Consider the following 26,643-nt stretch of genomic DNA (forward strand, 5'->3'; position numbering starts at 1 on the left):
CTCCGAACGCTCGGCATCATGAGGGACAAGTGCATGCGCAAAGCGAAGAGGGACTGCCCGGCCAACCGGACAGTCCCTCTTCGTCAAAGCCTTTCACCCGCCGACCAGAGCCACCACCAGAGGCCCCTTCAGAGACCGGCCGGCCAGCTGAGTTTCGAACCAGCTCAGTTCTGGAAAGCCTTGGTTCTGGACAGCCTCAGTTCTGGACGGCCTCCGTGCTGCTCGACGTCAGCCCGCCGTTGTCCGCACCGGTCAGGTCGATCCTGCTGGCCCCGCTGCTATTGGCGTCACCCTCCGGCCCGTCCTCGGCGGCCGCCAGTTCCACCCCGACCTCGGCCCAGGCGCTCTCGACGATCGCGCGGCCCTCGGCGCCGAACAGTTCCTCGGCCCGGGCGACGCTGATCGTGGCGAACTCAGAGAAGGTGGCGGTGGTGGTGAGTTCCTCGCTGGACAGGGTGGCGAACCAGATGCGGCCGGCCTTTTCCCAGGCGTAGCCGCCGAACCCGACCGCGGCCAGGTAGAAGGCGCGGTTGGGGATGCCGGAGTTGATGTGGACGCCGCCGTTGTCCTCGTCCGTCTCCAGGTAGTCGGCCATCGAGGCGGGCTGCGGGTCGCGGCCCAGGTTCGGGTCGTCGAAGGCGGTGCCGGGGGCCTTCATGGAGCGCAGGGCCACCCCCTGCACGGCGCTGGTGAGCAGCCCGGCCCCGATCAGCCAGTCGGCCTCCTCCGCACTCTGGCGGGGCTCGGCCGAGTACTGCTTGACCAGGCTGCCGAACACATCGGCCAGGGACTCGTTGAGGGCGCCGGACTGGTGGCTGTACACCAAGTCGCGCACGGCCCCGATGACACCGTGCGCCAGCTCGTGCCCGATCACGTCGAGCGAGACGGTGAACCGGTTGAACAGGGCCCCGTCCCCGTCACCGAACACCATCTGCTCGCCGTTCCAGAAGGCGTTGTCGTAGTCGCGGCCGTAGTGCACCGTGGCGTCGAGCGGGAGGCCGTTGGCGTCGATCGAGTTGCGGCCGAACACCTCCCACCAGAACGTGAAGGTGGCGCCCAGACCGTCGTAGGCCTCGGTGACGGCCACGTCGGGGACCGGGTCGCCGCCCTCGCGCAGCACCTCGGTGCCGGGCAGGGAACGCCGGTTCTCCGCGTCGAAGACGGTGCGGTTGGGCGTGGTGTCCAGGGCCTCGGCGGCGGTGCCGAACCGGGCCAGCGGCTGGGCCACCCGGGCGCTGCGCAACTGCCGGTCGATGCTGAGGTCGACCAGGGCGGCCTCACGCAGCTCGGCCGGGCCGCTCTCGGCGATCCGCTCGAGGATGTAGGGCGGAAGGACGTGGTGCAGACCCAGATGCGCGACTGCTCTTTCTGTTGCGTTCATTTCGCTCCCCCTTGGCTCACGAACAGGACGACAGCAGGTCGATCAGGGTGTCCATCGCCGGGTCCTCGAAGGGCTCGGTGACGGTCAGGGAGTGACTGGCTGATCCTTCTTGCACGGTCAGGTGATAGGTGTAATGGTCACCCGCGGTGGGTGGTGTCGGTTCCGGCGGCTGCCGGCCGGAGAGGACCGCCCGTGCGGCCGACTCCAGTTGTTCCGCATCATTTTTGGGAAGGCTACTGGTGTCCACCGACAGTTTGCGGCCGAGCCCCGGAACAGCGGCGAAACCGCCACTGCGGTTCAGGTTGATGAGCATCGTGACTCTCCCGCTGATTCACCTCGAGGTCAGGGCACGTGCAGACGGCAGAGAACCCGACCCCAGTGGGAGGGGGTCGGGACCGCTGCGGTGAAGCCGGAGACCTCCACCGACCACGGCCGGTCGGGGTCGATCTCCCCCGCGAGCAGGTCGACCCAGGTGCCGTCGAGGGGGAACGGAGTGGTCACCACCTGGTCGACATCGGCGAAATTGAGCACGACGACGATGTTCTCGACCAGAGCACCACCGGCCCACCGATGAAAGACGGCGGTGCGGGCGTTTGTGTCGACACCGATCCCCTCCGGACGGGGCCCGGTGTCGGCCTCCGGCCAGAACCGCGGGTACATGAACTCCGAGCGCAGGGCCGGGTGCCGGGTGCGGATCCGGGCCAGGGCGCCGTGCAGTGCGGTGAGCGAGCGGCCGATCCGGTCTCCGGCGATCTTCCAGCGCAGCGGCCGCGGTGTGACCCGGCGGCCGGTGTCGTGGTCGTTCTCGGGCAGGTAGTGCTCCTCGCCGAACTCCTGCCCGTTGTGCACCAGTGGAACCGCGGTGGAGGTGAAGAGCGCGATCAGGTACGGCTGCACCCGCCACCAACTGCCCGGTGCGCCGACCTCGTCCTTGGCTCCGGCTCTCTGGTTCACGTGCGAGTGGTCGTGGTTACTCAGGTACAGCGTGGGCGCCTTGCGCTTGTCCTGCAGGAACCGGCGGTTGTTCAGGGCCGGCAGCAGCCGCTCGTCGAAGCCACCGGTCCACAGCCACTCGAACGTCAGCTCGTGCAGCGAGTTGTCCCAGAAGCTGTGCGTGTCGGTGGCGTTGGTCAAGGTGACCGCACTGGCGTCGATGTGCTCGACGGTGAAGGTGAAGTTCTGTTCCTCGCGCTCCTGCAGCCACTCCTGCATCGAGGAGAGCAGGCGAGGCAGGCCGCGCAGGTCGCCCGGCACGTAGAAGTTCACCGTGTTGTCCAGCCGGATCCCGTCCAGCCCGAACTGCCCGGCCCAGTAGGTGCACACGTCCAGGACCAGGTCGTTGGTGCACTCGGCGGCGAAGTCCAGATCCTGCAGCCCGGTGAACGAGCCGCCGAAGGTCGCGGCGGTGAACGGGCAGGTCTGCGGGTCCTGGTACAGCTGCGGGTAGGGGAACTCGCGGCTGACGTGGTTGAACACCCCGTCCATGATCACCTGGATACCCCGGTCGTGGCAGGCGCTGATCAGGTTCTTGAGGCGGGAGAGCTTCTCGGCCGGGGTGTCGGGAGCGTCTGCGTAGCGGGCCTCCAGCGCGAAGTACTGGAACGGTTCGTAGCCCCAGTCGAAGTCGCGACTGCGCCACGCCGTCCAGGGCATGAAGAGGATGGCATTGATCCCGACGGCGGCGAGGTGGTCGAGCTTGTCGTGGACGGCGTCGAGCGGGGCCCGTGAGCCGCGGTAGCCGGCGGTGAAGTCGTCCGGCATCAGTTCGTAGACGATCAGGTCTTGTAATTGAAGACGTTTGTGGGCCAGGGGGCGCACAGTGTTCTGGGCCGGGCTGCTGCCCCCGACCACCACACCGGAACGAAGCTCACCGAGGCCGCTGTAGCGCGCACACGGGTCGGCCACCCGGCGGGTGCTGTCGTTGTGGAAGCGTACGTCGTAGGCGTATTCGTAGAACCCGGCCGGGACCGGGCCGGGGGTGGTGGCCGTCCAGAACTCCCCGCGGGGGTCCGACGCGTCTCTGGTCATCTGCAGGGGCGCAGCGCCGGGGGCGGCGAACGTGCCGGTCACCTCGAGCGACTGGATGCCCGGGTCGACACCGGCCGGGAAGAACAGCCGGAACTCCAGGGCCGCGGCGTCCGGGTCGTCACCGACCGGCCAGGCCCCGCACCGCTCGGCCATGTAGCTCATCGCAGCCACGCCTGACTTCCTCCTCCGCCGCCGGGGGTGGGGTCCGGCCTCTCATGATCCACGGGATCGGCGGCCGACGGGTCAGTATCACGATGCTCGTTCGGGCCGTTCGCCGCCGGGACCGTTCGGGTTCGGCTCCGCCCGCCCGGGCCCGACTCCAGAACCCGCTCCAGAACCAGCGCCAGGACCGGCTCCAGAACCAGCTCCGGGCCCGACTCCGGAACCGGCTCCAGAACCAGCTCCGCTCGCGGCGCCGGCCCCGGACGTGGTCTGGTCATTGGACGAGTCCCGCATCTCGGGGATCACGGGCGCACCAGGCTCGGAACGGGTCGGCCCGGAAACGCTCTGCGACTCCTGCTCCCCGTGGGTCTCCTGATCTCCGCGGGCCTCCTGATCTCCGCGGGCCTCCTGCGCACGCAAGGCCTCTTTGGCCTGGGCCCGGGCGAGCCGACGACGGCGGCGCGCAGTGGCGTTCTGACCGCCGTGCTCGAAGCCCACGTCGACCCATTCGAAGTCCTTGGTGCGCTGGGCCCGGGCGTAGCTGCGGTAGGCGCGCTGATCGGCGTCGGTGAGGTCGACGTCGTCGGTGAAGGGGGTGAGCAGGGTGCGGGGGAAGAGTTCGCGCACCCGCACCACGTTGGCCTCGGCGCAGATCAGCAGGGCCACCACGGCCAGGTAGATCCAGGCGATCAGGCCCAGGACGATGGCGAACACCCCGTTGGTGGCGTCGGCCTGACGCACCACGCTGCCCACGTAGACCGTGCCGAACTGCTGCAGGGCCTGCCACACCAGGGCGGCCGCGACGGCGCCGGGCAGAACGTCGCGTCGGCTGAGCCGGCGGGTGGTGCCCCACCGGAACAGGAACATGAAGAACAGGGTGATCAGGGTGATACCGGCCAGGCCGGAGGCCAGGCGCAGGACCTCGTTGAAGTTGAGCAGGTCGGCGAACCCGTTGACGTTGGTGCCGATGCTGCCCAGGCTGCCGGTGACGATGAAGGTCAGCGCCCCCACGGCGAGCAGGAAGAGGCTGCGCACCCGGGCGGCGATCGGGTTGGGCCGCCGGTTGCGGGGCACCGCCCACATCGTGTTCATCGCGTTCTGCGTGGCGTTGGCCACGCCGAGGGCACCGTAGATCGAGCCGACCAGGCCGATCGCCACCGCGGTGGCGCTGCCCCGCAGGCCCCGCGGGTCGCCCAGCTGATCGCCGATCACCGGGAACTGGCTCAGGGCGGAGTCGAGGATCTCGCGCTGCAGGTCGGGGTTGCCCTGCAGGATGAAGCCGAGCACCGAGGCCAGGAGCAGCAGGAGCGGGAACACCGACAGGAAGCCGTAGTAGGTGATCAGCGCGGCCAGGTAACCGCCCTGGTCGTCGAAGAACTTGTACACGACGGCCAAAGGGAATCCGACGACCCGGTGCTTCTGCTGGAACCGGTCCACCCGGTCGTGCAGCCGCTCCGCCCGCTCACCGACCGACACTCGCCCACCACACCTTTTCCGAAGGGCGTGGTCGCGCCCACTGCCAGGGCTACCAGGATGCCGGTACGCGGCGGCCCCGGCACCCCGAAGGCCTGCGGGTCACTCCAGGTCCATGTGCTTGCGGGCCAGCTCGTCGCCGGCCTCGACCGCAGCCACGAGCAGGGCCATGCCCTCCTCCTCGCGGTCGGTGGCGCGCAGCAGCAACGCCAGGTTCAGGCGGCAGTTGGCATCGCCCAGGCTCAGCCCCATGCGGTAGGCCGCCTCGGCCGCCTCGGAGTTGTCGGCCACCTCGTAGAGCAGGTTGCCCATCGGCAGGAAGCACTCGACCTCGAGGGCCTGGGTACCGTCGCGCAGCACGGCCAGGGCCTCGGCCGCGCGCCCCTGCTCGAGGTACATCTCGGCCAGCGGCGGGCGGGTCGGCGGATACAGGGTGAGGCCGCGGCTGAGCAGCCCTTCGGCCTCCCGGGCGCGTTCCTCTTCCCACAGCCGCACGCCCAGCACACCGGCCGCCAGATCGCTGCCCTGCCCGACCGCCGCCCGCAGCAGCTCGAACGACTCGATGCGGTGCCCGCGGTCACTCAGGATCCAGCTGGCGCCGATCGCGCCCTTGGCGTCACCCTCGGCCCAGGCCTGCCGGTACGCCTCGAGCGCGGCGTCGACGTCGCCCAGGTCCTCGAGGGCGCGGCCCAGGCAGTAGGCCGCTCCCGGCTCACCTGCGGCCAGCGCCGCCCCGAACGCCTCGGCCGCCTCGGACCGGCGGCCCAGCTGCATGTAGGTGTTGCCCAGGTTCAGCTGGGCCGAGGCGTCACCGGCCAGCGCCGCCGCCCCGAACAGGCGCAGCGCCTCGCGCAGGTGGCCACGGTCGGCCGCGGCGCACCCGGCCCGGACGAGGGCTCCGGGTTCGACGGGATCACCGCATTCACTGGTACTGGTGGACTGCGTCATCGGGGGGCTCCTTCTTCACGTTCGTTACCCTGTTCGGCCGGAGCCGGGCAGAAGCCAACGTGACTCCTGACACGCTCCCGCTGAACAACATTCGCGCCTGCGAGAGCGCCCGAAACGGTCAGATGGAACACATCCACACCGAGCGGGACCTCCCCGGCAACAGCCTTCCGCCTACCCTCCTGCATCACCGGGGCACCAGGACCCCAGAGGTACCGTGCATCCGAAACGACACGATTACCTCCTGTCTCGCAGTACTTTTCACCGCAGGCCGGTTCCAGCACCACCGATACTAGGCGCCCCGGCCGGCAATCTCGCCCCCAGAAGCGAAATCTGTGGATAACCGCGAGGGCGTATCCCCGCCCCCTCGGCGTTTCGGCAATCGGCCGACCACACAAGCCATCTCGACACCGAACCATGCAAGAGTGCCGATTCGCCCACCGCCGGTCATCGCCGCTCAAGGCGCGTCATCGCCGTCAAGGTCAGCCATCAGCAGTCATCGCCCTCAAAGCCGGCCCATCACCGTCAAGGCCAGTCATCGCCGGTCACGCCCGCTCGCAGGCGATCCCGTCCTGGTCCAGGTCCAGGCCCTGGTTGGCCCCGTAAAGGGCTGTACTACGGCCAAAATCCACCACCGGCGACGACAGTCCCGGCCCGTCTTCGGCACCGGAGCGCCGCTCGTCGCGCCGGGGCGCGGGCACGTCCACCGCCTCGGGCAGGCCGACCCCGTGCGGATACTCGGCGACGAGCCGGTCGCAGTTCTTGAAGCGGGGGGCCGTCTCCTGGGTCATCTGGGTGGCCTCGACGGGCGGTGCATACTTCTCCTTCTGCACCGTTCGCGGGCCCGGAATCTCCGGCGTACGCGTGCCTTCGACAACCGGCGCCCCGGACCCGAGACCGGCCGGTCGGAGCTGGGAATCACCCGGCAACAGAGCAGCATCGGACATTCGCGGCACCCAGCTGATCGCTCCCACGGCGAGCGCGACCACACCGGCCGCGCACAGCACAGCCGGCCAGGGGTGGCGGGTCGAGGGGGTGGGCACCCACAGCTGCCAGCCCGGAGGAAGCGGTCCCCATTCCGGATCCGGCTCCCAGTCGGGCGGTGGCACCCAGCCCCGGGGAGGGCGGGGCCAGTGCGGCGGCGGGTTGAAGCTCCAGCCATCGACCATCTGCGGCCTCCGATCGGCGACGGAACACCGAACGCGCCTCGGCTCCCACTGACCACGCTAGGCAGCACCTGTCCCCCGTGCCACGTACAGCCTCAGGAACAGCCCGTTCTCCTGACGCCCACGCCCGCCGAGAGGCCGATGACGAACCGCCCCGCCGACCGCACCGCCCAGCCCGTCAGCCTGCGGTAGTCGGGTGGGGGTGGACGCCAGGAAGGCAGTTGCGGTGACTCGTGCCTGTTCAGGGCTGCCAGCATGCCGAAGCGGCTGTCGGTGAACACGCGCGGAACAGAGCGCAGCCGACCCGCCCCTCCAACACAGCCAACCCGTCGGCCCCTCCAGCACAGCCGATCCGCTGGCCCCCAGCACACCGACCAGTCACCCCTCCAGCACAACCAACCCCGGCTTCTCCGCCAGCCCCCTCAACCCCTTCAACCCCAGGTACTGCAAAACAAGAGCCGGCGACCGGGTCTCCCCCAGCCGCCGGCCGCCCTCGCCAGGAAACGACGAGGTCCGCGCTTCCTCGGTACACATGGTCCACCCGGTACCAGGTGGACCATGTGTACACATCGCGAGGTGGTCAGATCACCAGCGGCCGCGCTCCGGCGGCTTCTGGTAGTGCCGGCGCAGCGCCTTGTGCATGATCTTGTGCTTGCGCAGTTCCTCCTGCCGCAGCCGGGCGTCCCGGCGCACCTCCTGCCGGAAGCCCTCGGCCACCAGGGCCCGGTACGACTCGAACCGTTCCAGGTCCAGGTCGCCGTTCTCGATCGCGCTGATCACCGCGCAGCCCGGTTCGACCGAGTGGCCGCAGTCGGAGAACCGGCAGTCCTGCGCCAGCTCGGTGATGTCGGCGAAGGTCTGGTCCAGCCCGGCCGCAGTGTTGATGCCGACGCTGCGCAGCCCCGGCCCGTCGATCACGTAGCCGCCGGCCACCGGGTGCAGTTCTCGGGTGACCGTGGTGTGGCGCCCCTTGCCGTCGCGGCGCAGGGCGTTGACCCGCATCACATGGTCCCCCGACAACGCGTTGACCAGGCTGGACTTACCGGCGCCGGAGGGCCCGAGCAAGGCCACCGTGCGTCCCCCGGCGAACAGCGCCGCGATCGGGGCCAGCCCGTCGCCGGAGGCCGAGGACACCGGCAGCACCGGGCAGGCACTGAGCGTCTGCAGCTCGGCCGCGATCCGCGCCGCCTCGGGCTCGAGGTCGGCCTTGGTCAGGATCACCACCGGTTCGGCCCCGCTGGCCCAGGCCAGGGCCAGGAGCCGGGCGATCCGGTTGCGGTCGGGGTCGGGCACCAGTCCCTCGACCACGGCGACCACGTCGACGTTGGCGGCCAGGGTCTGGCGGCGGGCGCTGCCGTCGGCGTCGGCCCGGGTGAGCAGGGTGCGGCGGGGCTCGACGCTCTCCACGGTGATCCGCTCGTCCGGCCAGAACCGCAGCCGGACCCGGTCACCGGTGGTCGGGGCGGCGTCCGGGTCGTCGTGGACGGCGGTCAGCAGACCGCCTCCCCAACTGGCCCGCACGGTGCCCAGGGAGCCCAAGGAGACCGAAGAGCCCGACGGCTCACCGACGTCCGCAAGCAATTGGTCTTCGTTCTGGACCGGCGTGAGCTCGACCGTGGCGACCCCTCGGTCGACGCGGACCACGACACCGGGTCGCAGGTCGTTACTGATGGTGCTGGAATCTGAGCGCGTTGAAGTCACGGGTGGTACCTCTCGGAATGAGGTGCCCCCTGCCGTCGGCGGTGAGCGACGGTCAGGCGGGCGCGGGAGGAGCGGACGGAGGGGTGCACGCGCAGGACTGCGCGGGACGGCCGTCCCAGGTGGGCTCGGACATCTCGACCTCCTCCCCTGCGCCACGAAGGCGCGTCGCTACGACTCCCGCGCCACGACCGGTTCGCCCGGTGTGGCTCGGGGATGCTCGCCGGGCTGTTTCCCGGCGCACTTCCAAGGTAGGCAACTGCGGCGACGATGTCGCCTGATTTTCCGGCGGGGACGTCGGACGGCCTCAGCGGTCGCTGTCCTCGGAGGGGTCGGAGTCGATGGTGGACGTCCGCCACGACTGGACCGCCGGGTTCGGCTTGGTCTCGGGTCCGGTCCGGATCGGCGGGAACGGCTCGTCGTCGGCCGGATCGACCGGATCGGCCTCGGGTACCGGCATGGGGACGACGGGCTGGGCGAACGTCGGACGTGGATCGAGCGGGGTAAGGGTCTCCGGCGGCTCAGGCACCGTCTCGGCTGCTTCCGCAACGTTCTCCGGCAGCCCGGCCACTGCGGCCTCGTGCCGCTCACGCACCCGCGCCCGCGCCTCGATCCGGTCGGGGGTAGGCCAGCGCTCGTCGATCGCCGCGTTCAGGGCCGCCCCGATCAGCACCGCGATCGCCAGGAAGTACAGCCAGATCAGCACCACGATCGGGGTGGCCAGGGGGCCGTAGATGGAGGTGCCGCCGACCGACTCGTTCAGCGCCCAGCGCAGCACGAAACTGGTCAGCACCCAGATGGTCAGCGCCAGAAGCGCCCCCGGCACGTCGCGGTACCAGCGCGAGCGGATCGGCGTGGAGAGGTGGTAGAGCCCGGCGATTCCGGCCACGGTGGCGAACGAGACCACCGGCCAGTACACCCAGTCCGAGCCGCCGATGTCGCCCAGGGTGTTCCAGCCGGCCCCGTACAGCACCCGGGAGAGCCAGCCGGGCCCGATCAGGACCAGCGGGATCACCACGATGCCGACCACCAGGGCCAGGCAGTAGAGCGAGAACGAGAGCACCCGGGTCCGGACGATGCCGCGCAGCCCGCCCAGCCCGTACATGATCGACACGGTGTCCAGGTAGACGTTCAGCACCCGCGAGCCCGACCACAGCGAGAGCACGAAACCGAGCGAGACGATGTCCGCCCGGCCGGCCCCGACGACCTGGTCGAAGGTGGGCAGGATGACCGAGCTGACGCTCTCCGCGGTGAGGAAGGTCAGGGTCAGCTCGCGCAACCGGCCCCGCAGGTCGCCCACCGCCTCGGCGCCCATCAGGTCGCCCACGAAGCCGATGCTGCCGACCAGCCCGAGGACCAGCGGGGGCAGCGAGAGCAGGGCGAAGAAGCCCACCTCGGCGGCCAGGCCGGTGACCCGGTAGCGCAGGCAGATCCGGGTGGTCTCGGTGGTCAGCCACCACAGCAGGGCCAGGAGCCGGCGGACGGAGCCCAGGGCCGGAGGTTGCGCCGCTGTCACCGGCACCACTCTCCCCCTCGCGCCCGCATCGGTGACCACGCCGGTCACCGTACCTATCTTTCCCAGCCGGTCAGTAACGCATCGGCCGGGCTGCCGCCGACCTGGTGACCAGGACCACGCGAGACCGAGATCCGCCCGAGATCCGCCCGAGACGCCCGCGTGACCTGACACCCGGGAGGAGCGGGCGACACGACTCGCCGTTGAGGTGGGCTTGTTACCGGCTTGTCGGTGTACCGGGGTGTCGGTCGGTACGGTGACGTTCGTGGCCGAATCCGACGACGCACTGAATCTGGTGCCCGCGCCGGCCGACCGCGACGTGTTCTCCGAGGACCAGGTGCTGGTCGAGGCGGTCGAACGGCACGAGGGCAAGGCCCACCTGGCCCGGCTGCGCGACCTGGGCCGCCTCGCCGGGGCACCGCGCTCGCTGGGCTGGGCCGACGCGGTCGACCGGTTCCCGCCCACCCTGCGTACCCACGACCCGCACGGGCGCCGGGTGGACGAGGTGGAGTACCACCCGGCCTGGCACCGGCTGATGCAGTCCGGGGTGCGGGCCGGGCTCACCGCCGCCGCCTGGGACAGCTCCGCCCCGGTGGCCGCACACACCGGCCGGGCCGCCGCAATGATCGTCTGGTCGCAGGTCGAGGGCGGCCACCTGTCCTCGCTGAGCACCAGCTACGCGGCCGTCCCCTCGCTGCGGATCGACCCCGGGCTGGACGCGATCTGGCGCCCGCGGCTGGCCGCCCGTTCCTACGACTCGGCCTTCCGGGCCCCCGGCGAGAAGCTCGGCTGCCTGGCCGGGATGGCGGTCACCGAGCGCCAGGGCGGTTCCGACCCGAAGGCCGGCACCACCGTGGCCACCCCGATGCCCGATCTTTCCGGCTCGGCCGGCAACGCCCCGGTCGAGGGCGAGCACATCTACCGGCTGACCGGGCAGAAGTGGTTCGTCTCGTCGCCGATGAGCGACGTGTTCCTGGTGCTGGCCACCGCGGACCGCGGGCTCACCGCCTTCGTGGTGCCCCGGGTGCTCACCGACGGCACCCGCAACACCTGGCGCCTGCTGCGGCTGAAGAACGCGGTGGGCACCCGCTCCGACCGGCCGGCCGAGGTGGAGCTGGACGGCACCTGGGCCGCCCGCCTGGGTGAGGAGGGCAAGGGGCTGCGGGCGATGACCGGCATGCTCACCGCCACCCGGCTGGACGCGGTGCTGCGCTCGGCCGGGCAGATGCGCCAGGCCGTGGCCCGCGCGGTGCACCACTGCCGGCACCGCGAGACGTTCGGCTCGGTGCTCAGCGAGAAGCCGTTGATGCAGAACGTGCTGGCCGACCTGGCGCTGGAGAGCGAGGCGGCCACGGTGCTGGCGATGCGGCTGGCCGCCGCGGTCGACGCCGGCGAGACCGAGCTGCTGCGGGCTGCGGTGCCAGTGGCCAAGTTCTGGGTCTGCAAGCGGGCCACCGGGGTGGTCGCCGAGGCCCTGGAGTGCCTGGGCGGCAACGGCTACGTCGAGGAGCACGGCCTGGCCAGGGTGTTCCGGGACTCGCTGGTCGGGCCGCTGTGGGAGGGCCCGGGCAACATCAGCGCGCTCGACGTGCTGCGGGCGATGGCGGTGCAGCCCCGCTCGATGGAGGTGCTGCTGGCCGAGATCGACCGCGGCCGCGGCTCCGACCCCCGGCTCGACCGGGCGATGGACGAGGTGGCGGGCTTCCTGATGGCGGCCTCCCGCGAGGCCCGCCGCGACCCGGCGGCGGTGGAGGCCGGGGCCCGCTGGATGGTGGAGCGGCTCGGGGTGGTGCTCCAGGCGTCCCTGCTGGTGCGCTGCGCTCCGGAACCGGTGGCGTCCACCTTCCTGACCACCCGGGTGGCGGGCGGCGGCGGCACTCTCTACGGCACTCTCCCGGTGGGCCGCAAGGCCACTCAGATGATCGTGGAACGCTCACTGCCCGGATAGGCACGCGGGAAATCGCCGCGACCGGCTGTGACGCCTGTCATCCTGGGGACATCCGAACACGACCCGAACCGGAGACAATTCCACCCCTTCCGGTTCGTACCGGCGAGTCGCCACCCCCTGACCGGCGGGGCGCGGGCCGAGCCGCAACAATGCACGTGATTCCGGCGCGCCTCGCAGTGTTGCGAGACGCGTCCGGTGGGCAGTACACGAGGCGCAGTTCGAGTTTCGGAGTCGGGAAGTTCATGGAGATCTGGCCAGGCCATCCGTATCCCCTGGGAGCCACCTACGACGGCGCGGGCACCAACTTCGCGCTGTTCAGCGAGGTGGCCGACAAGGTGGAGCTCTGCCTGATCGACGACGCCGGCCGGGAGAGCCGGGTCGAGCTGACCGAGGTGGACGGGTTCGTCTGGCACGGGTACCTGCCGAGCGTCGGCCCGGGCCAGCGGTACGGCTACCGGGTGCACGGCCCCTACGACCCGGCCGCGGGCCACCGCTGCAACCCGGCCAAGCTGCTGCTCGACCCCTACGCCAAGGCGATCGAGGGCCAGATCGACGGCGACGAGTCGCTGTTCTCCTACCGTTTCGACGGCAGCGCGGAGTTCAACCAGGACGACAGCCTCGGCCACACCATGCTCTCGATCGTGGTGAACCCCTACTTCGACTGGGGCAGCGACCGCCCGCCGCGCCGCGAGTACCACGAGACGGTGATCTACGAGGCGCACGTCAAGGGCCTGACCATGACCCACCCGGGGGTGCCGGAGGAGATCCGCGGCACCTACGCGGCGATCGCCCACCCGGAGATCATCGACCACCTGGTCAACCTGGGCGTCACCGCGATCGAGCTGATGCCGGTGCACCAGTTCGTGCAGGACACCACCCTGGTCACCAAGGGCCTGTCGAACTACTGGGGCTACAACACGATCGGCTTCTTCGCCCCGCACAACGCCTACTCCGCCAGCGGCCAGCGCGGCCAGCAGGTGCAGGAGTTCAAGGTGATGGTGAAGGCGCTGCACGAGGCCGGGATCGAGGTGATCCTCGACGTGGTCTACAACCACACCGCCGAGGGCAACCACCTGGGCCCGACGATCTGCTTCCGCGGGCTCGACAACAACGCCTACTACCGGCTGGTCGACGGTCAGCGCTCGCACTACTACGACACCACCGGCACCGGGAACAGCCTGCTGATGCGCAGCCCGCACGTGCTGCAGCTGATCATGGACTCGCTGCGCTACTGGGTGCTGGACATGCACGTCGACGGTTTCCGCTTCGACCTGGCCGCCACCCTGGCCCGGCAGTTCCACGAGGTGGACCGGCTCAGCGCGTTCTTCGACATCGTCCAGCAGGACCCGGTGATCTCGCAGACCAAGCTGATCGCCGAGCCCTGGGACGTCGGCGACGGCGGCTACCAGGTGGGCAACTTCCCGCCGCTGTGGACCGAGTGGAACGGCAAGTACCGCGACACGGTCCGCGACTTCTGGCGCAGCGAGCCCTCCACCCTGGGCGAGTTCGCCTCCCGCCTCACCGGTTCCTCCGACCTGTACCAGGACGACGGCCGGCACCCGATGGCGAGCATCAACTTCGTCGTCGCGCACGACGGCTTCACCCTGCGGGACCTGGTCTCCTACAACGAGAAGCACAACCAGGCCAACGGCGAGGGCGGGGCCGACGGGGAGAGCCACAACCGGTCGTGGAACTGCGGCGTCGAGGGTGACACCAACGACGAGACGATCCTCGCCCTGCGGGCCCGGCAGCAGCGCAACTTCATCCTGACGATGATGCTGTCGCAGGGGGTGCCGATGCTGGCCCACGGCGACGAGTTCGGCCGTACCCAGAACGGCAACAACAACGTCTACTGCCAGGACAACGAACTGGCCTGGATCGACTGGAAGATGGCCGGTCCGGACAACGACCTGCACGCCTTCACCCGGCGGGTGGTGAAGCTGCGGCACGACCACCCGGTGTTCCGGCGCCGCCGGTTCTTCGGCGGCGCGGCCTCCCGGGGCGGGCAGAGCGAGGTCGGCGACATCGCCTGGTTCACCCCGGCCGGGCAGCCGATGGCCGACGACGACTGGCACCAGAGCTACGCCCGCGCGGTCGCGGTGTTCCTCAACGGCGAGCGGATCATGGCGCCGGACAAGCGGGGTCGCAAGATCATCGACGACTCGTTCCTGATCTTCTTCAACGCCCACTACGAAGACCTCCAGTTCACCGTGCCCACGGCCGAGTACGGCCAGTGGTGGACGGTGCTGCTGGACACCGCGGTCGACGACGTGACCCACGAGGACGGCGGGGACGCCTACGCCCCCGGCGAACTGGTGCACGTGGTCGCCCGCTCGGTGGTGGTGCTGAAACGCCCCACCATCGACCAGAACACGCCGCCGTCGCAGATGGCGCGGCGCGGGTCCGGAAGCGGCTCGAGCACGGTACCGGCCAGCACGGAGGCCATCGCGGGGTTCGGGAAGGCCGTCGAGACGGTGCCGCGGGCGGCGCCCCGGCTGACCCCGACCCCCGCCCCACGAGTCGGAAGGTAGATCTTCTTGAGCACCCCCGTTTCCACCTATCGTTTCCAGGTCAGGGACTCGTTCGGATTCACGGACGTGGGTGCGCGCGCCGCGTACCTGGCCCGCCTGGGCATCACCCACGCCTACCTGTCCCCGATCCTGCGGGCCACCCCGGGATCCGGGCACGGGTACGACGTGGTGGCGCACGACGAACTGTCCGAGGACGCCGGTGGCCGCCCGGCCTTCGACGCGATGATCGCGTCGTTGCGGGCGGCCGGGCTGGCCGCGGTCGCCGACGTGGTGCCCAACCACATGGCCGTGCCCACCCCGGCCCGGCTGAACGCCCAGTACTGGTCGCTGCTGCAGCACGGGCCCGAATCGGAGTACGCGAGCTGGTTCGACGTGAACTGGGCGCCCGGACGGGTGATCGTGCCCGTGCTGGGCGACCGGCTGCCGAAGGTGCTGGCTGCGGGCGAGATCTCGGTGCAGGACGGGGTGGTGCGCTACTACGACCACGAGTTCCCGATCCGCCCGGGCACCGAGAACCTGCCGCTGCCGGAACTTCTCGCCCAGCAGTGGTACCGCCTGGCGTTCTGGCGCACCTCCGACGAGGAGCTGAACTACCGCCGGTTCTTCGACGTCACCACGCTGATCGCGGTGCGGGTGGAGAACAAGCCGGTCTTCGACGCCACCCACGCCCTGATCGGTGAGCTGGTCAAGAACGGCTCGCTGGCCGGGCTGCGGATCGACCACCCGGACGGCCTGGCCGACCCCCGCGGCTACCTGCGCGACCTGGCCGAGCTGACCGACAACGCCTGGGTGGTGGTGGAGAAGATCCTGGAGGGCCACGAGACCCTCCCGGAGGACTGGCCCTGCGCCGGCACCACCGGTTACGACGCGCTCAACCGGATCGGCGGCCTGTTCGTCGACCCGGCCGGCGCCTCCCCGCTGTCGGAGCTGCTCACCGAGTTCACCGGCGACCGGCGCACGCTCGAGGAGATCGTCGAGGCCTCCAAGCGGCAGATCATCGACACCAGCCTGAACACCGAGGTGCGGCGGCTGACCGACCTTCTCGCCGAGATCCGCGACGCAGAGCCGGATCTGGCCGACTTCACCCGGCGCGAGCTGCACACCGCGGTGGTCGAGCTACTGGTGGCGATGGACCAGTACCGGGCCTACGTGGTGCCTGGCGAGGCCGCCCCCGACGAGGCCCTGGCCACGCTCGGGACCGCCTACGGGGTGGCCGAGCAGCGCGTGGCCCCGCAGTTCCGGCCCGCTCTGGCCGCCGTGCTGGCCATTTTGCAGGACGGGGAGAAGGCCGGCACCGACCCGCGGCGGGCCGAGCTGGTCACCCGGTTCCAGCAGACCTGCGGCCCGGTGATGGCCAAGGGCATCGAGGACACCACGTTCTACCGCTACCACCGGCTGATCTCGCTGAACGAGGTGGGCGGCGAGCCGGAGCACTTCGGGGTGAGCGCCGACGAGTTCCACACCTTCGCCGCGCGTCTGGCCGAGGACTGGCCGGGCACGATGACCACGCTGTCCACGCACGACACCAAGCGCTCGGAGGACGCCCGGGCCCGGCTGACCCCGATCAGCGAGGTCACCTGGGACTGGGCCGAGTCGGTGCAGCAGTGGCACCGGCAGGCCGCGAAGTACCGCTCGGCGGGCGGTTTCCCGGACGCGTCCACCGAGTACCTGTTCTGGCAGACGCTGGTGGCCACCTTCGGGCCGCACGGTGCACCGGACGCGGACCGGATCGTGGCCTACCTGTCCAAGGCCACCCGCGAGGCCAAGCAGCTCACCTCCTGGACCAGCCCGAACACCGACTTCGACGAAGGTGTGGAGGCTTTCGCCCGTTCGGTGCTGGGCGACCGCGAGATCCTCTCCAGCGTGCAGGAGTTCGGGCAGCGGATCGAGCCGGGCGTGCGCGCGGCGATCCTGGGCCAGAAACTCGTCCAGCTCACCATGCCCGGGGTGCCGGACGTCTACCAGGGCACCGAGATCGTCGATCTCTCCCTGGTCGACCCCGACAACCGCCGCCCGGTCGACTACGGCTACCGCGAGCGTCTTCTGTCGGTGATCGAGTCCGGCACGATCGGCGAGGTGGCCGAGAAGGAGCGTCTGGACGCGGAGAAGCTTCTGGTCACCCGGGCCGCCCTGCACCTGCGGCGGGAACACCCGGAGTGGTTCACCGGCGGTTCGTACACCCCCCTGCCCACCTCGTCCGGGCACGCAGTTGCTTTCGGACGAGGGGTGGACGGCGACGTGCGAGCGGTCACCCTGGCCACGCGGTTGCCTCTCACACTTGAGGACGCCGGTGGCTGGGGAACGTCGGTGGTGGTGCTGCCGGAGGGCTCGTGGACGGACCAGCTCACCGGGCAGACGTTCGAGGGCGGACCGGCGAGGCTGGCCGACCTGCTGAACACCTACCCGGTGGCCCTGCTCACCCGCTAGCCAGAAGGGCTTTCAGCCGGGTTCGTTCGGCCTGCACGTCGAACCCGGCTGGTGGCCACTGCGGGTCGATCCGGGTGAGCGCGTCGATCAGCAGGCTCTGAACCGCCCACCGGGCGTACCACTTCCGGTCGGCCGGGACCACGTACCAGGGCGCGCCCTCCGCCGAGCAGCGGGTGAGCGCGGCCTGGTACGCCTTCTGGTACTTGTCCCAGAAGGCGTGCTCGTCCAGGTCGGCCACGCTGTACTTCCAGTACTTGTCCGGCCGGTACAGCCGCTTCTCCAGCCGGCGCAGCTGCTCGGCCGGCGAGATGTGCAGCATCACCTTGACGATCACCGTGCCCTGGGCGGCCAGCTCGGCCTCGAACCGGCGGATCGCCTCGTACCGCGGCTCCCACTCTGACTTCGGTACCAGGTCGTGCACCCGCACGATCAGCACGTCCTCGTAGTGCGAGCGGTCGAACACGCCGATCAGGCCCGGCCCGGGCACCCGAGGGCGCACCCGCCAGAGGAAGTCGTGGGCCAGTTCCTCGGGGGTCGGCGCCTTGAACGCGGTGTGCCGCACCCCTTGCGGGTCGACCGCCCCGACCACGTGCCGGACGATGCCACCCTTTCCGGAGGTGTCCATACCCTGAATGATCAGGAGCACGTTGGCCCGGCTGGAACCGCTGAAACCGGCGGCGAAGAGCCGCTCCTGAAGTTCCGAGAGCTGAGCGGCGCCCAGCGCCAGGGCCACCTCTCCGTCGGCCCGGCCCCCGGAGAACCCGGGCGTTGCCGACGAGTCGGTCCGGCTCAGGTCGAAACCCTTTCCGACCCGTAGCAACCCGGCCAGCCGCCCCGGGGTCACCGACCCGCTCTCAGGCCCACCCTCGTCCTTAGGTCTGCTCTTCGCCACTGGAAAGCCTTTCTGGTCGGGAGGACTCAGTTGCGCGACCGGCCACCCAGCCGGGCCGCGAAGAAGCGGGTGACGCTGCGGGGCACCAGCCGCGAGGCCGCCACCAGGGCCTTGTACCGCACGCTGGGGATCGAGACGATCACGTCGCGCTGCAGGTCTCTCAGCGACTCGTCGACCACGAAGTCGGCCTCCAGCCAGAGCGCCTCCGGCGCCCAGGCCATGTCGATCCCGGCGCGGGCGTGGAACTCGGTGTGGGTGAACCCCGGACACAGCGCCTGCACCCGCACGCCGGTGCCGCTCAGCCCGTTGGCCAGCCCCTCGCTCAGCGCGATCACGTAGGCCTTGCTGGCGGTGTAGGTGCTTCCGCGACCAGGGGTCAGCCCGGCCACGCTGGCCACGTTGATCACCGCCCCCGCTCCTCTCGCCCGCATGCCCGGAAGCGCCGCGTGGGTCAGCTCGACCACCGCGGTGACGTTCAGCTCGAGCTGTTGGTGCAACCGGTCGAACGGGGTGCTCCAGAACTCTCCCTGCCCGCCGACCCCCGCGTTGTTGACCAGCAGATCGACCGGGCGCGACCCGTCCTGAAGCCGTTCCACCACGGCCCGCCGTTGCTCGGGCACGGCGAGGTCGGCCACGATCACCTCGGCCCCGCCGAGTTCGCGGGCCAGCTGGGCCAGGCGCCCGGCGTCGCGGGCGACCAGGACGAGCTGGTACCCGTCGCGGGCCAGCCGGCGGGCGAACGCCGTGCCGATGCCTGCGGTGGGGCCGGTGACGAGTGCGGTGGGCATGCGGCCACGTTAGCTCCCCGTCCGCAGGTGGACCCGGCGAATGTCTGACAGGCTGGCCCCGTGCACGAGTTCACCGTCTGGGCGCCTTCCGCCTCCCGCGTCATGCTGCACCTGCCCGCCCTCGACCGGCGCGAGCCGATGCGCCGGGTGGCCGACCCGGCGCTGGGCCAGGAGCCCACTCCCGAGACCGAGGGGCTCTGGAAGCTCGCGGTGGCCGAGGCCGATCACGGCACCGACTACGCGTTCGCGATCGACGGCGGCGAGCCCCGGCCGGATCCGCGCAGCGCCTGGCAGCCCGAGGGGGTGCACCGGCCCAGCCGGGTGTTCGACCCGTCGCGGCACCAGTGGGCCGACTCCGCCTGGCCGGGTCTGGACGCGCGCGGTGCGGTGTTCTACGAACTGCACATCGGCACCTTCACGCCGGAGGGCACGCTCGACGCGGCGATCGGGCGGCTCGGCCACCTGGTCGACCTCGGGGTCCAGATCGTCGAACTGCTGCCGGTCGCCGAGTTCTCGGGTGAGCGCGGCTGGGGCTACGACGGGGTCGGGCTGTACGCCGTGCACCACGCCTACGGCGGTCCCGAGGCCCTGCAGCGCTTCGTCGACGCGGCGCACCAGAAGGGGCTGGGGGTCTGCCTCGACGCGGTGTACAACCACCTCGGCCCGGACGGCAACTACCTCAGCGAGTTCGGGCCCTACTTCACCGACGCGCACAACACCCCCTGGGGCGACGCGGTGAACCTGGACGACGACGGCGCCCTCGGCGTGCGCTCCTGGATCATCGACAACGCCCTGCGCTGGCTGGGCGACTTCCACATCGACGCGCTGCGCCTGGACGCGGTGCACGCCCTGGTCGACGCCTCCCCCCGGCACGTCCTGGCCGAGCTGTCCGACCGGGTGGCCGAACTGTCGGCCACGGTGGGACGCCCGCTGAGCCTGATCGCCGAGAGCGACCTGAACGACCCGGTGATGGTCGAGCCGGTCGCCGAGGGCGGCCGGGGCATGACCGGGCAGTGGGACGACGACGTGCACCACGCGATCCACAGCTTCGTCACCGGCGAGACGCAGGGCTACTACTGCGATTTCGGGACGTCGGCGGTGCTGGCCCGGGTGCTCAGGGAGGCGTTCCGGCACGCCGGCGACTACTCCACCTTCCGCGGGAAGCACTGGGGCACACCGGTCTCGGCCGAGAAGCACCGCGGTCACCAGTTCGTGGTCGCCACCCAGAACCACGACCAGGTCGGCAACCGCGCCACCGGCGACCGGCCCAGCGCCACGGTCCCCCCCGGGCGCCTGGCCGCCTCCGCCGCCCTGATGCTGACCAGCGTCTACACCCCGATGCTGTTCATGGGTGAGGAGTGGGGGGCGAGCACGCCCTGGCAGTTCTTCACCTCGTTCGAGAGCCCGGAGCTGGCCGAGGCCGTGCGCAAGGGCCGCCGGGCCGAGTTCGGCTCGCACGGCTGGGCTCCCGAGGAGGTGCCCGACCCGCAGGCCCTCTCGACCTTCGAGGCCTCCAAGCTGAACTGGGCCGAGGCCGCCGAGCCGGACCACGCGGCGATGCTCACCTGGTACCGCGACCTGATCGCGCTGCGCCGCTCGTCACCCGACCTGCTGAACGACTCGTTCGACTCGGTCTCGGTGGAGTACGGCGACGCCTGGATCACCATGCGGCGCGGCGCGTTCACCACGGTGCTGAACATCGGCCCCTCGGCGGTGGGCGTTGCGGTCGCCGAGGGCTCGGTGCCGCAGCTCACCTGGGGTTCGGTCACGGTCTCGGGCGGCACCGCCCAGCTGCAGCCCGACTCGGTGGCGGTGCTGCGGGTTCAGGGCTGAGTCGCTGATCGGCCCCGCTTCGGCGGGGCCAGCAGCCTGAGCAGACGCTCCACCTCGTCCGCCACCGCGATCCGGCCGGGGACGATGTACTTGCGCGGGTCCACCACCCGTTCGTCGGCGGCCAGCGTCCTGCGGACGGCCCGGGTGAACAGGCCGTTCAGGTGGGTGGAGATGTTCACCTTGACCAGCCCGGCCCGCACCGCCCCAGCCAGCTGCTCGTCGGAGACCCCGGACGAGCCGTGCAGCACCAGGGGCACCGGCACGGCCTGGGCCAGGGCGGCGATCAGGTCCAGGTCGAGCACGGCAGTGCGCTCGGTCATCGCCTGGGAGCTGCCCACCGCCACGGCCAGGCTGTCGGCCCCGGTGGCCTCCACGAATGCCTTCGCCTCGGCCGGATCGGTGCGGACGCCCGGAGCGTGCACCCCGTGCTTGACCCCGACCTTGCCGAGCTCGGCCTCGAGCGGAATGCCGGCGGAGTGGCAGAGTTCGGCGACTGCTGAGGTACGGCGCACGTTGACCTCGTAGCTGTCGTGCGAGGCGTCGAACATGACGCTGTGCACGCCCAGCTCGAGCGCCCGCCGCACCAGGGCCTCGTCGTCGGCGTGGTCGAGGTGCACGACGGCCGGAACCTGCGAGTTGCGGGCCACCGCCAGGGTTCCGGCCAGGATCGGCTCCAGCGCACCGTGGTACTGCACGCAGTTCTGGCTGATCTGGAGGATGACCGGCAGTCCGGCCGCCTCGGCCCCGGCCACGATCGCCTCGGCGTGCTCCAGCAGGATCACGTTGAAGGCGCCGACTCCCCGCCCGCGCTCACGGGCCTGCTGCAGCACAGTCATGACAGTTCCTCCTTGAACGTCGGGACATCGACCGGATCCAGCCACACGCCTCGCCGGGCCACTCGGGCGACCTCGGCCACGCCGTCGGGGAAGTGCAGCTCGATCAGATCCGCCGGATCCCCCGGGCGCAGGGCGTGGCCGCGCAGACCGAACACGTTCGCGGCCGTAGCGCTGGTCACCGCCACCACCTCAGGCAGGGGCACGTTGCGGTTGAGCAGGCGCAGCGCGGCGGCCATCAGCGCAGTGGTGCTGCCGGCCAACGAGTTTCCCTGAGCCAGCACGGCCACTCCCCCGGCGACGACGACCTCGGAGCCGGCCAGGTCGTAGGAGCCGTCACCCAGGCCGGTGGCGGACATGGCGTCGGAGACCAGCATCATCCGGCCGGCTGCGGCCCGCCGGGCCACGTCCATGACCTCGTTGCCCACGTGCTCACCGTCGGCGATGAGCTCCACCGTGATGCGGTCGTCGCTCAGCGACACCCCTACGGTGCCGGCCTGGCGGTGGTGCATCGGAGGCATGCCGTTGAACAGGTGGGTGGTGACCCGGGCGCCGGAATCTATGGCCCGGCTGACGGTTTCGGCATCGGCGTCGGTGTGCCCGATCGCCACCACGACGCCGGAGGCGACCAGCTCGTCGATCGCGTCGAAGGCACCGGGCAGCTCGGGGGCGATGGTGACCATGCGGATCGTGCCCTCGCCGGCCGCCAGCAGGTCGGCCACCTCGGCGCGGTCGGGCCGGCGCAGCAGGTCCGGGTTGTGTGCTCCGCGCCGGGCCGGGGACAGCCAGGGCCCTTCGAGATGTGTTCCAGCCAGGCGGCCTTCGCGTACCAGAGGCGCCAGTTCCTTCACCCGGGAACGGGTGTCGGCCAGGCTTCCGGTGGCCAGCGAGGCGATCAGGGTGGTGCTGCCCGCCCGGTGGTGGTGGTCGAGGGCGGGCTGCGGGTCGACTCCTGGTGTGGCGAAGTCGATTCCGACGGCACCGTGGACGTGCGGGTCGACGGCACCGGGGACGACGATGTCGAGTTGCTCCGCCGGAGCCGAGTCCGGCTCTCCCTGACCGCGCTCCACCACCAGGCCGTTCTCGATCCGCAGCCACACCGGGCCGTCGTGGCTCGCTCCGTCGACCAGCCGGCGGATCGCAACAATGCCGTTCATGACCGTCCCTCCAGTCCGAGCAGGGCCGCACCCACCGCAGCCGCTGCGTCGCCGTGACCCGCCGGAAGCACTTCGGGCACCCGCAGGCCGGGAAGGCGGCGGGTGAGTTCCTCACTGAGCGGGGCGATCAGCTGACGGCCGGCCAGGGCCAGGCCGCCGCCGATGACGATGACCGAGGGCGCGACCGTGGCCGACAGCCCGGCCAGCGCGTCGGCCAGCACGGTGATCGTCTCTTTCCAGACCTGCTGAGCGACGGTGCTGCCGCGGCCGGCGGAGGCCGCCACCTCGCGGGCACTGGCCATCCCGGCGCGCAGGGCAGTGGCCCGGGCGGAGGCCACCTCCTCGACCCGCTGGCCCGCGAACTCGCCCTGGGTGATCAGCAACTGCCCGATCTCGCCGGCCCAGCCCCCGGAGACCAGGGGCTGACCGTCGATCAGGACGGCCGCGGCGACGCCGGTGCCGACCGGGACGAAGGCCATGACCCCGTCGCGGCCCGCAGCGGCGCCGGTCCGGGCCTCGGCCACGCCCCCGGCCCGCACGTCGTGCGTGAGCACCACGCCACTGCCCAGCCGTTTCTCCAGCAGCTCACCCAGCGGAAGGTCGCGCCAGCCCAGGTTGGCCGAGTAGACGGCCAGTCCGTCGGCCTCGTCCACCACCCCGGGCACGGCGACCCCGACCGGCAGCAGCTGGTCGCCGGCCAGGGCGTCCCGGACCTGCCCGACCGTCTCCACCACGGCCCTGCCGTCAGGGGCAGGAGCCGGGGTGGGCAGCCGGTGCACGGCCAGCACCGAGCCGTCGGCACCCAGCAGGACACCCTTGACCGAGGTGCCGCCGACGTCGATCCCGACCGCCGGCGCACCCGCGTCGCTCAAGCCATTCATGGGCGAGATCGTTCCACGCCCCGGACCGCTTGACCTGCTCTACCCCTCTCGGCTCTCCAGCAGCAGGGTGACCCGGCCCGGACGGGCCGCCAGGCGGTAGCGCGGCAGCACGCCCTCACCGCAGGCGGCGGTGCCCACCCCGGCCTGGAACAGGTCGATCGACACGTGGGTACGGCCGTCGGCCACCAGTTCGTGCTGGTGCGCGGTGGTGGCCAGGGTCTTGCGGCTGTACGGCGAGACCGTCACCGCCACCTCCTCGACCCCACCGGAAGCGCCACCCGGCAGCACCGTGACCACGAGCGTCCCCTGTTCGGTACCGATCGAGGCGTGACGCACCCCCGCGCGGGCGCCGCTCTCCTGCGGCAGCACGTAGGGGGTCAGCAGTTCGTCGGCCGAGGCCTCGTGGTCTCCCCAGAACGGCCCGGCGGCCAGGTCGGGGTAGGACGGGCCCGGACCCAGACCGCGCCAGGCCATCCCGGTCGGCGCCCCCTCGAGCACCAGGTCGAGCCCCAGACGGGGCCACTCCACCGGCCAGGTGCCGTCCGGCACCAGGGTGACCTCGACGGTCATCGCGTTCGGGCCGGCCTGACGCCAGACGTACTCGGCGTCGACCGCGCAGTCGCGGCCCGGGGGCACGGTGCGGGTGCGCACCACCAGGGCCCCGTCCTGTTCGGTGGCGGAGACCACGCGGGTCAGCAGCCGGTTCAGGCCCAGCAGTTCCCAGCGGGCGGCGTAGGCCGGCTTGTCCATCTCTTCCCAGCCCGGGCGCCGGTCGTTGTCGGTCGGCACCCGCCACAGGCTGGTCACCGGCCCGTCCAGACGCAGGCCACCGAGCTCGCGCAGCCGCAGCGAGACCGGGTCGAAGGCGGAACGCGGCGGCACGCCGGTCTCCAGCGGCGGCTCGGCCGGCGTCAGCCAGGCGCGCTGGCCCCGGCCGACCACGTGCCCGGCCTCGGCCCAGAGCTGCTTGTCCACCAGAACCGCCTCGACCGTGACGATCTCGGGGGATTCGGCGAGGTCGGCCAGCTCGTCCGGCAGGGCGATCACCACCTTCTCCCAGGAGGCGACCCGGCCGACCTTCAGCTCTCCCCGGCCCAGCTCGCGGCCGTCGGCCTCGGCCTTCCAGACGAACCGCAGACCGCTGAGATCGACGTGGTCGTAACGGTTCTGGATGACCACGGCCCCGTCGGTGACCTCGATCCGCACCGGCGAGTACCAGTGCGCCAGGGCGACCAGGCCCGGGCGCACCTCGCGGTCGGCGCTGACCAGACCGTCGATCACGAAGTTGCCGTCGTGGGTGTGCTCGCCGAAGTCACCGCCGTAGAGGTAACCGCGGCGGCCGTCGGCGCCGGTGGTGGCGATGCCGTGCTCGATCCACTCCCAGATGAAACCGCCCGCCAGGCGCGGGTACCGGTCGAACAGCTCCTGGTACTCCTCCAGGCCGCCCGGGCTGTTGCCCATCGCGTGCGCATACTCGCACTGCATGAACGGCAGCGAACGGCGGTGCATCTCGGCCGCGGTGGCGCCGAACGGCGCCGGGGTGAGCACCTCCTCGCCGATCCGGCGGGTCTCCTCGAACGAGGCGTACATCCGGGAGTACACGTCGACGTACGTGCTGCTCCAGTCGCCTTCGTAGTGGATCAGCCGGGACGGGTCGAAGGCGCGGGTCCAGGCGGCCATGGCCTCCAGGTTCTCGCCGGTGCCGGACTCGTTGCCGAGCGACCACATCACGATGCTGGCGTGGTTCTTGTCCCGGTGCACGGTGCGCTGCATCCGGTCCAGGTAGGCGCCCCGCCACTGCGGGTCGGCGCTGGGGTTGCCGCGCCAGCCGATCTCCTCGAACCCGTGGGTCTCCAGGTCGCACTCGAGAACGACGAAGAGCCCCAGCTCGTCGGCCCGGTCCAGCAGCGCCGGGTGCGGCGGGTAGTGCGAGGTGCGCACGGCGTTGACGTTGTGCTGCTTCATCAGCAGCAGGTCCTGCTCCAGCCGCTCGGGCGAGAACACCCGGCCGCGCTCCGGGTCGTGCTCGTGCCGGTTGACCCCGCGCAGCTGGATCGGCGCGCCGTTGACCAGCAGCACCGAGTCGCGCACCTCGATCCGGCGGAAGCCCAGGCGCAACGTGACCGTCTCGGCCGGCGTCACCAGTTCGGCGGTGTAGAGCCGGGGGGTCTCGGCCGACCACGGCTCGACCCCGCCCACCCCGATCACGCCGCCGCCGGTGACCTCGAGGTCGACGTCCAGCTCGGGGATGCGGAAGCGGGCCGGCTCCCCGGCCGCGCCGTTGCGGGTGACCGACAGGTCGACGGTGCCGGTCCCGTCGGTGGCCTCGTAGTCGGTGACCGCGAACACGTCCCAGACGCCGCCGTCCGGCACGGCCAGCAGGTCGACGTCCCGGAAGATCCCGGGAAGCCACCACATGTCCTGGTCCTCCAGGTAGCTGGCGTCGGAGAACTGCGCCACCCGCACGGCCAGCACGTTGCCCGTGGCGCGCAGCTTCCCGCGCACGTCGAACTCGTGGGTCAGCCGGCTGCCCCGGGTCTCGCCCAGCAGCTCACCGTTCAGCCGCACCTCGGCGGCCGACTCCACGCCGTCGAAGCGCAGCACGGCGCCCTCGAGGAACTCCGGGGCCGCGTCGAAGACCAGGCGGTAGTCGCCCACCGGGTTCTCGTCCGGCGGGTTGGGCGGGTCGATCGGGAACGGGAAACGCACGTTGGTGTAGGCCGGGCGGCCGTGGCCCTCGAGCACCCAGTGGGCGGGCACCGGGATGCTCGTCCACTCCTCACCCAGGGCCCAGCCCGCGTCGTCGCCGTCCCATCCGTCGTCCGGTGCGGCGGCCAGACCGGGGAAGATCCGGAACTGCCAGGTGCCGTTGAGGCTGCGGCGCGGAGCGGTGGTGTGCAGGCGGGCGCGGGGAGAGCGGGACCCGGTTCCGGGTCCCTTCCGGGCGATGTTCATGGACGCAGGTTCTCAGAGGATCCCGGCCGGTG

18 protein-coding genes are annotated in these 26,643 nt (G+C 71.1%); 4 read left to right on the top strand and 14 right to left on the bottom strand.

Going from position 1 to position 26,643, the window contains the following annotated elements:
* Positions 1-196: 196 nt before the first annotated feature.
* The 8 genes from QSK18_RS22075 to QSK18_RS22110 form a co-directional block, all read right to left on the bottom strand.
* Positions 197-1,381 carry a M4 family metallopeptidase gene (locus tag QSK18_RS22075; RefSeq protein ID WP_232811988.1) on the bottom strand — a complete coding sequence of 395 codons (1,185 nt, stop codon included), beginning with the start codon at positions 1,379-1,381 and terminating at the stop codon, positions 197-199.
* 16 nt (positions 1,382-1,397) lie between these two features.
* Positions 1,398-1,694: a protealysin inhibitor emfourin gene (locus tag QSK18_RS22080; protein ID WP_285622666.1), complete on the bottom strand. Its 297-nt coding sequence runs from the start codon at positions 1,692-1,694 to the stop codon at positions 1,398-1,400.
* Between the two features lie 29 nt (positions 1,695-1,723).
* Complete coding sequence (locus QSK18_RS22085; RefSeq protein WP_285622958.1) at positions 1,724-3,571, bottom strand: alpha-amylase family glycosyl hydrolase; 1,848 nt, start codon at positions 3,569-3,571, stop codon at positions 1,724-1,726.
* 87 nt (positions 3,572-3,658) lie between these two features.
* The gene (locus QSK18_RS22090) at positions 3,659-5,047 is read right to left on the bottom strand and encodes a YihY/virulence factor BrkB family protein (RefSeq protein WP_285622668.1); all 1,389 of its coding nucleotides are present in this window, start codon (positions 5,045-5,047) and stop codon (positions 3,659-3,661) included.
* Between the two features lie 99 nt (positions 5,048-5,146).
* Positions 5,147-5,992 carry a tetratricopeptide repeat protein gene (locus QSK18_RS22095; RefSeq protein ID WP_232811985.1) on the bottom strand — a complete coding sequence of 282 codons (846 nt, stop codon included), beginning with the start codon at positions 5,990-5,992 and terminating at the stop codon, positions 5,147-5,149.
* A 542-nt stretch (positions 5,993-6,534) separates the two neighbouring features.
* Positions 6,535-7,158, bottom strand: a complete 624-nt coding sequence (locus tag QSK18_RS22100) for an excalibur calcium-binding domain-containing protein (RefSeq protein WP_232811984.1) — start codon at positions 7,156-7,158, stop codon at positions 6,535-6,537.
* A 582-nt stretch (positions 7,159-7,740) separates the two neighbouring features.
* A complete protein-coding gene (rsgA, locus tag QSK18_RS22105) occupies positions 7,741-8,856 on the bottom strand; it encodes a ribosome small subunit-dependent GTPase A (RefSeq protein WP_232811983.1) in 1,116 nt (371 codons plus the stop codon).
* 304 nt (positions 8,857-9,160) lie between these two features.
* Positions 9,161-10,369: a YihY/virulence factor BrkB family protein gene (locus tag QSK18_RS22110; RefSeq protein WP_285622675.1), complete on the bottom strand. Its 1,209-nt coding sequence runs from the start codon at positions 10,367-10,369 to the stop codon at positions 9,161-9,163.
* 262 nt (positions 10,370-10,631) lie between these two features.
* On the opposite strand from QSK18_RS22110, the gene QSK18_RS22115 reads away from it, so the two are divergent.
* The 3 genes from QSK18_RS22115 (at position 10,632) to treY (ending at position 17,272) form a co-directional block, all read left to right on the top strand.
* Complete coding sequence (locus QSK18_RS22115; protein WP_285622677.1) at positions 10,632-12,314, top strand: acyl-CoA dehydrogenase family protein; 1,683 nt, start codon at positions 10,632-10,634, stop codon at positions 12,312-12,314.
* 242 nt (positions 12,315-12,556) lie between these two features.
* A complete protein-coding gene (gene glgX, locus QSK18_RS22120) occupies positions 12,557-14,845 on the top strand; it encodes a glycogen debranching protein GlgX (protein ID WP_232811980.1) in 2,289 nt (762 codons plus the stop codon).
* Positions 14,846-14,851: 6 nt separating this feature from the next.
* The gene (gene treY, locus QSK18_RS22125) at positions 14,852-17,272 is read left to right on the top strand and encodes a malto-oligosyltrehalose synthase (protein WP_285622680.1); all 2,421 of its coding nucleotides are present in this window, start codon (positions 14,852-14,854) and stop codon (positions 17,270-17,272) included.
* Here treY and QSK18_RS22130 read toward each other — a convergent pair.
* Both QSK18_RS22130 and QSK18_RS22135 read right to left on the bottom strand, forming a co-directional pair.
* Entirely contained in the window at positions 17,262-18,164 is a 903-nt protein-coding gene (locus tag QSK18_RS22130) for a polyphosphate kinase 2 family protein (RefSeq protein ID WP_232811978.1), read from the bottom strand. The genes treY and QSK18_RS22130 overlap by 11 nt on opposite strands.
* Before the next feature lie 26 nt (positions 18,165-18,190).
* On the bottom strand, positions 18,191-18,952 hold the full coding sequence (locus QSK18_RS22135) for an SDR family NAD(P)-dependent oxidoreductase (RefSeq protein ID WP_285622684.1): 762 nt from the start codon (positions 18,950-18,952) through the stop codon (positions 18,191-18,193).
* A gap of 60 nt (positions 18,953-19,012) precedes the next feature.
* Between QSK18_RS22135 and treZ the strand changes: the two genes are divergently transcribed.
* Positions 19,013-20,785: a malto-oligosyltrehalose trehalohydrolase gene (gene treZ / locus QSK18_RS22140; protein ID WP_285622687.1), complete on the top strand. Its 1,773-nt coding sequence runs from the start codon at positions 19,013-19,015 to the stop codon at positions 20,783-20,785.
* Here treZ and QSK18_RS22145 read toward each other — a convergent pair.
* The 4 genes from QSK18_RS22145 to QSK18_RS22160 are packed head-to-tail and all read right to left on the bottom strand — an operon-like array spanning position 20,776 to position 26,611.
* Positions 20,776-21,621 (bottom strand): class II fructose-bisphosphate aldolase, encoded by an 846-nt coding sequence (locus QSK18_RS22145; protein ID WP_285622690.1) that lies wholly within the window; start codon positions 21,619-21,621, stop codon positions 20,776-20,778. The genes treZ and QSK18_RS22145 overlap by 10 nt on opposite strands.
* Positions 21,618-22,775 carry an N-acetylglucosamine-6-phosphate deacetylase gene (locus QSK18_RS22150; RefSeq protein ID WP_232811974.1) on the bottom strand — a complete coding sequence of 386 codons (1,158 nt, stop codon included), beginning with the start codon at positions 22,773-22,775 and terminating at the stop codon, positions 21,618-21,620. The genes QSK18_RS22145 and QSK18_RS22150 overlap by 4 nt, the downstream gene beginning before the upstream one ends.
* Entirely contained in the window at positions 22,772-23,656 is an 885-nt protein-coding gene (locus QSK18_RS22155) for an ROK family protein (protein ID WP_232811973.1), read from the bottom strand. The genes QSK18_RS22150 and QSK18_RS22155 overlap by 4 nt, the downstream gene beginning before the upstream one ends.
* Positions 23,657-23,695: 39 nt before the next feature.
* A complete protein-coding gene (locus QSK18_RS22160; protein WP_285622697.1) occupies positions 23,696-26,611 on the bottom strand; it encodes a glycoside hydrolase family 2 TIM barrel-domain containing protein in 2,916 nt (971 codons plus the stop codon).
* Positions 26,612-26,643 lie beyond the last annotated feature (32 nt).

It is taken from the genome of Kineosporia sp. NBRC 101677, assembly GCF_030269265.1.
In the GTDB taxonomy this organism is placed as follows: domain Bacteria; phylum Actinomycetota; class Actinomycetes; order Actinomycetales; family Kineosporiaceae; genus Kineosporia; species Kineosporia rhizophila.

Bases quoted from the DNA above. Each gene is read 5' to 3' on its own strand.
- QSK18_RS22075 (WP_232811988.1), bottom strand. From the start codon at position 1,381: ATGAACGCAACAGAAAGAGCAGTCGCGCATCTGGGTCTGCACCACGTC.
- QSK18_RS22080 (WP_285622666.1), bottom strand. From the start codon at position 1,694: ATGCTCATCAACCTGAACCGCAGTGGCGGTTTCGCCGCTGTTCCGGGG.
- QSK18_RS22085 (WP_285622958.1), bottom strand. From the start codon at position 3,571: ATGAGCTACATGGCCGAGCGGTGCGGGGCCTGGCCGGTCGGTGACGAC.
- QSK18_RS22095 (WP_232811985.1), bottom strand. From the start codon at position 5,992: ATGACGCAGTCCACCAGTACCAGTGAATGCGGTGATCCCGTCGAACCC.
- QSK18_RS22100 (WP_232811984.1), bottom strand. From the start codon at position 7,158: ATGGTCGATGGCTGGAGCTTCAACCCGCCGCCGCACTGGCCCCGCCCT.
- glgX (WP_232811980.1), top strand. From the start codon at position 12,557: ATGGAGATCTGGCCAGGCCATCCGTATCCCCTGGGAGCCACCTACGAC.
- QSK18_RS22135 (WP_285622684.1), bottom strand. From the start codon at position 18,952: ATGCCCACCGCACTCGTCACCGGCCCCACCGCAGGCATCGGCACGGCG.
- QSK18_RS22145 (WP_285622690.1), bottom strand. From the start codon at position 21,621: ATGACTGTGCTGCAGCAGGCCCGTGAGCGCGGGCGGGGAGTCGGCGCC.
- QSK18_RS22150 (WP_232811974.1), bottom strand. From the start codon at position 22,775: ATGAACGGCATTGTTGCGATCCGCCGGCTGGTCGACGGAGCGAGCCAC.
- QSK18_RS22155 (WP_232811973.1), bottom strand. From the start codon at position 23,656: ATGAATGGCTTGAGCGACGCGGGTGCGCCGGCGGTCGGGATCGACGTC.
- QSK18_RS22160 (WP_285622697.1), bottom strand. From the start codon at position 26,611: ATGAACATCGCCCGGAAGGGACCCGGAACCGGGTCCCGCTCTCCCCGC.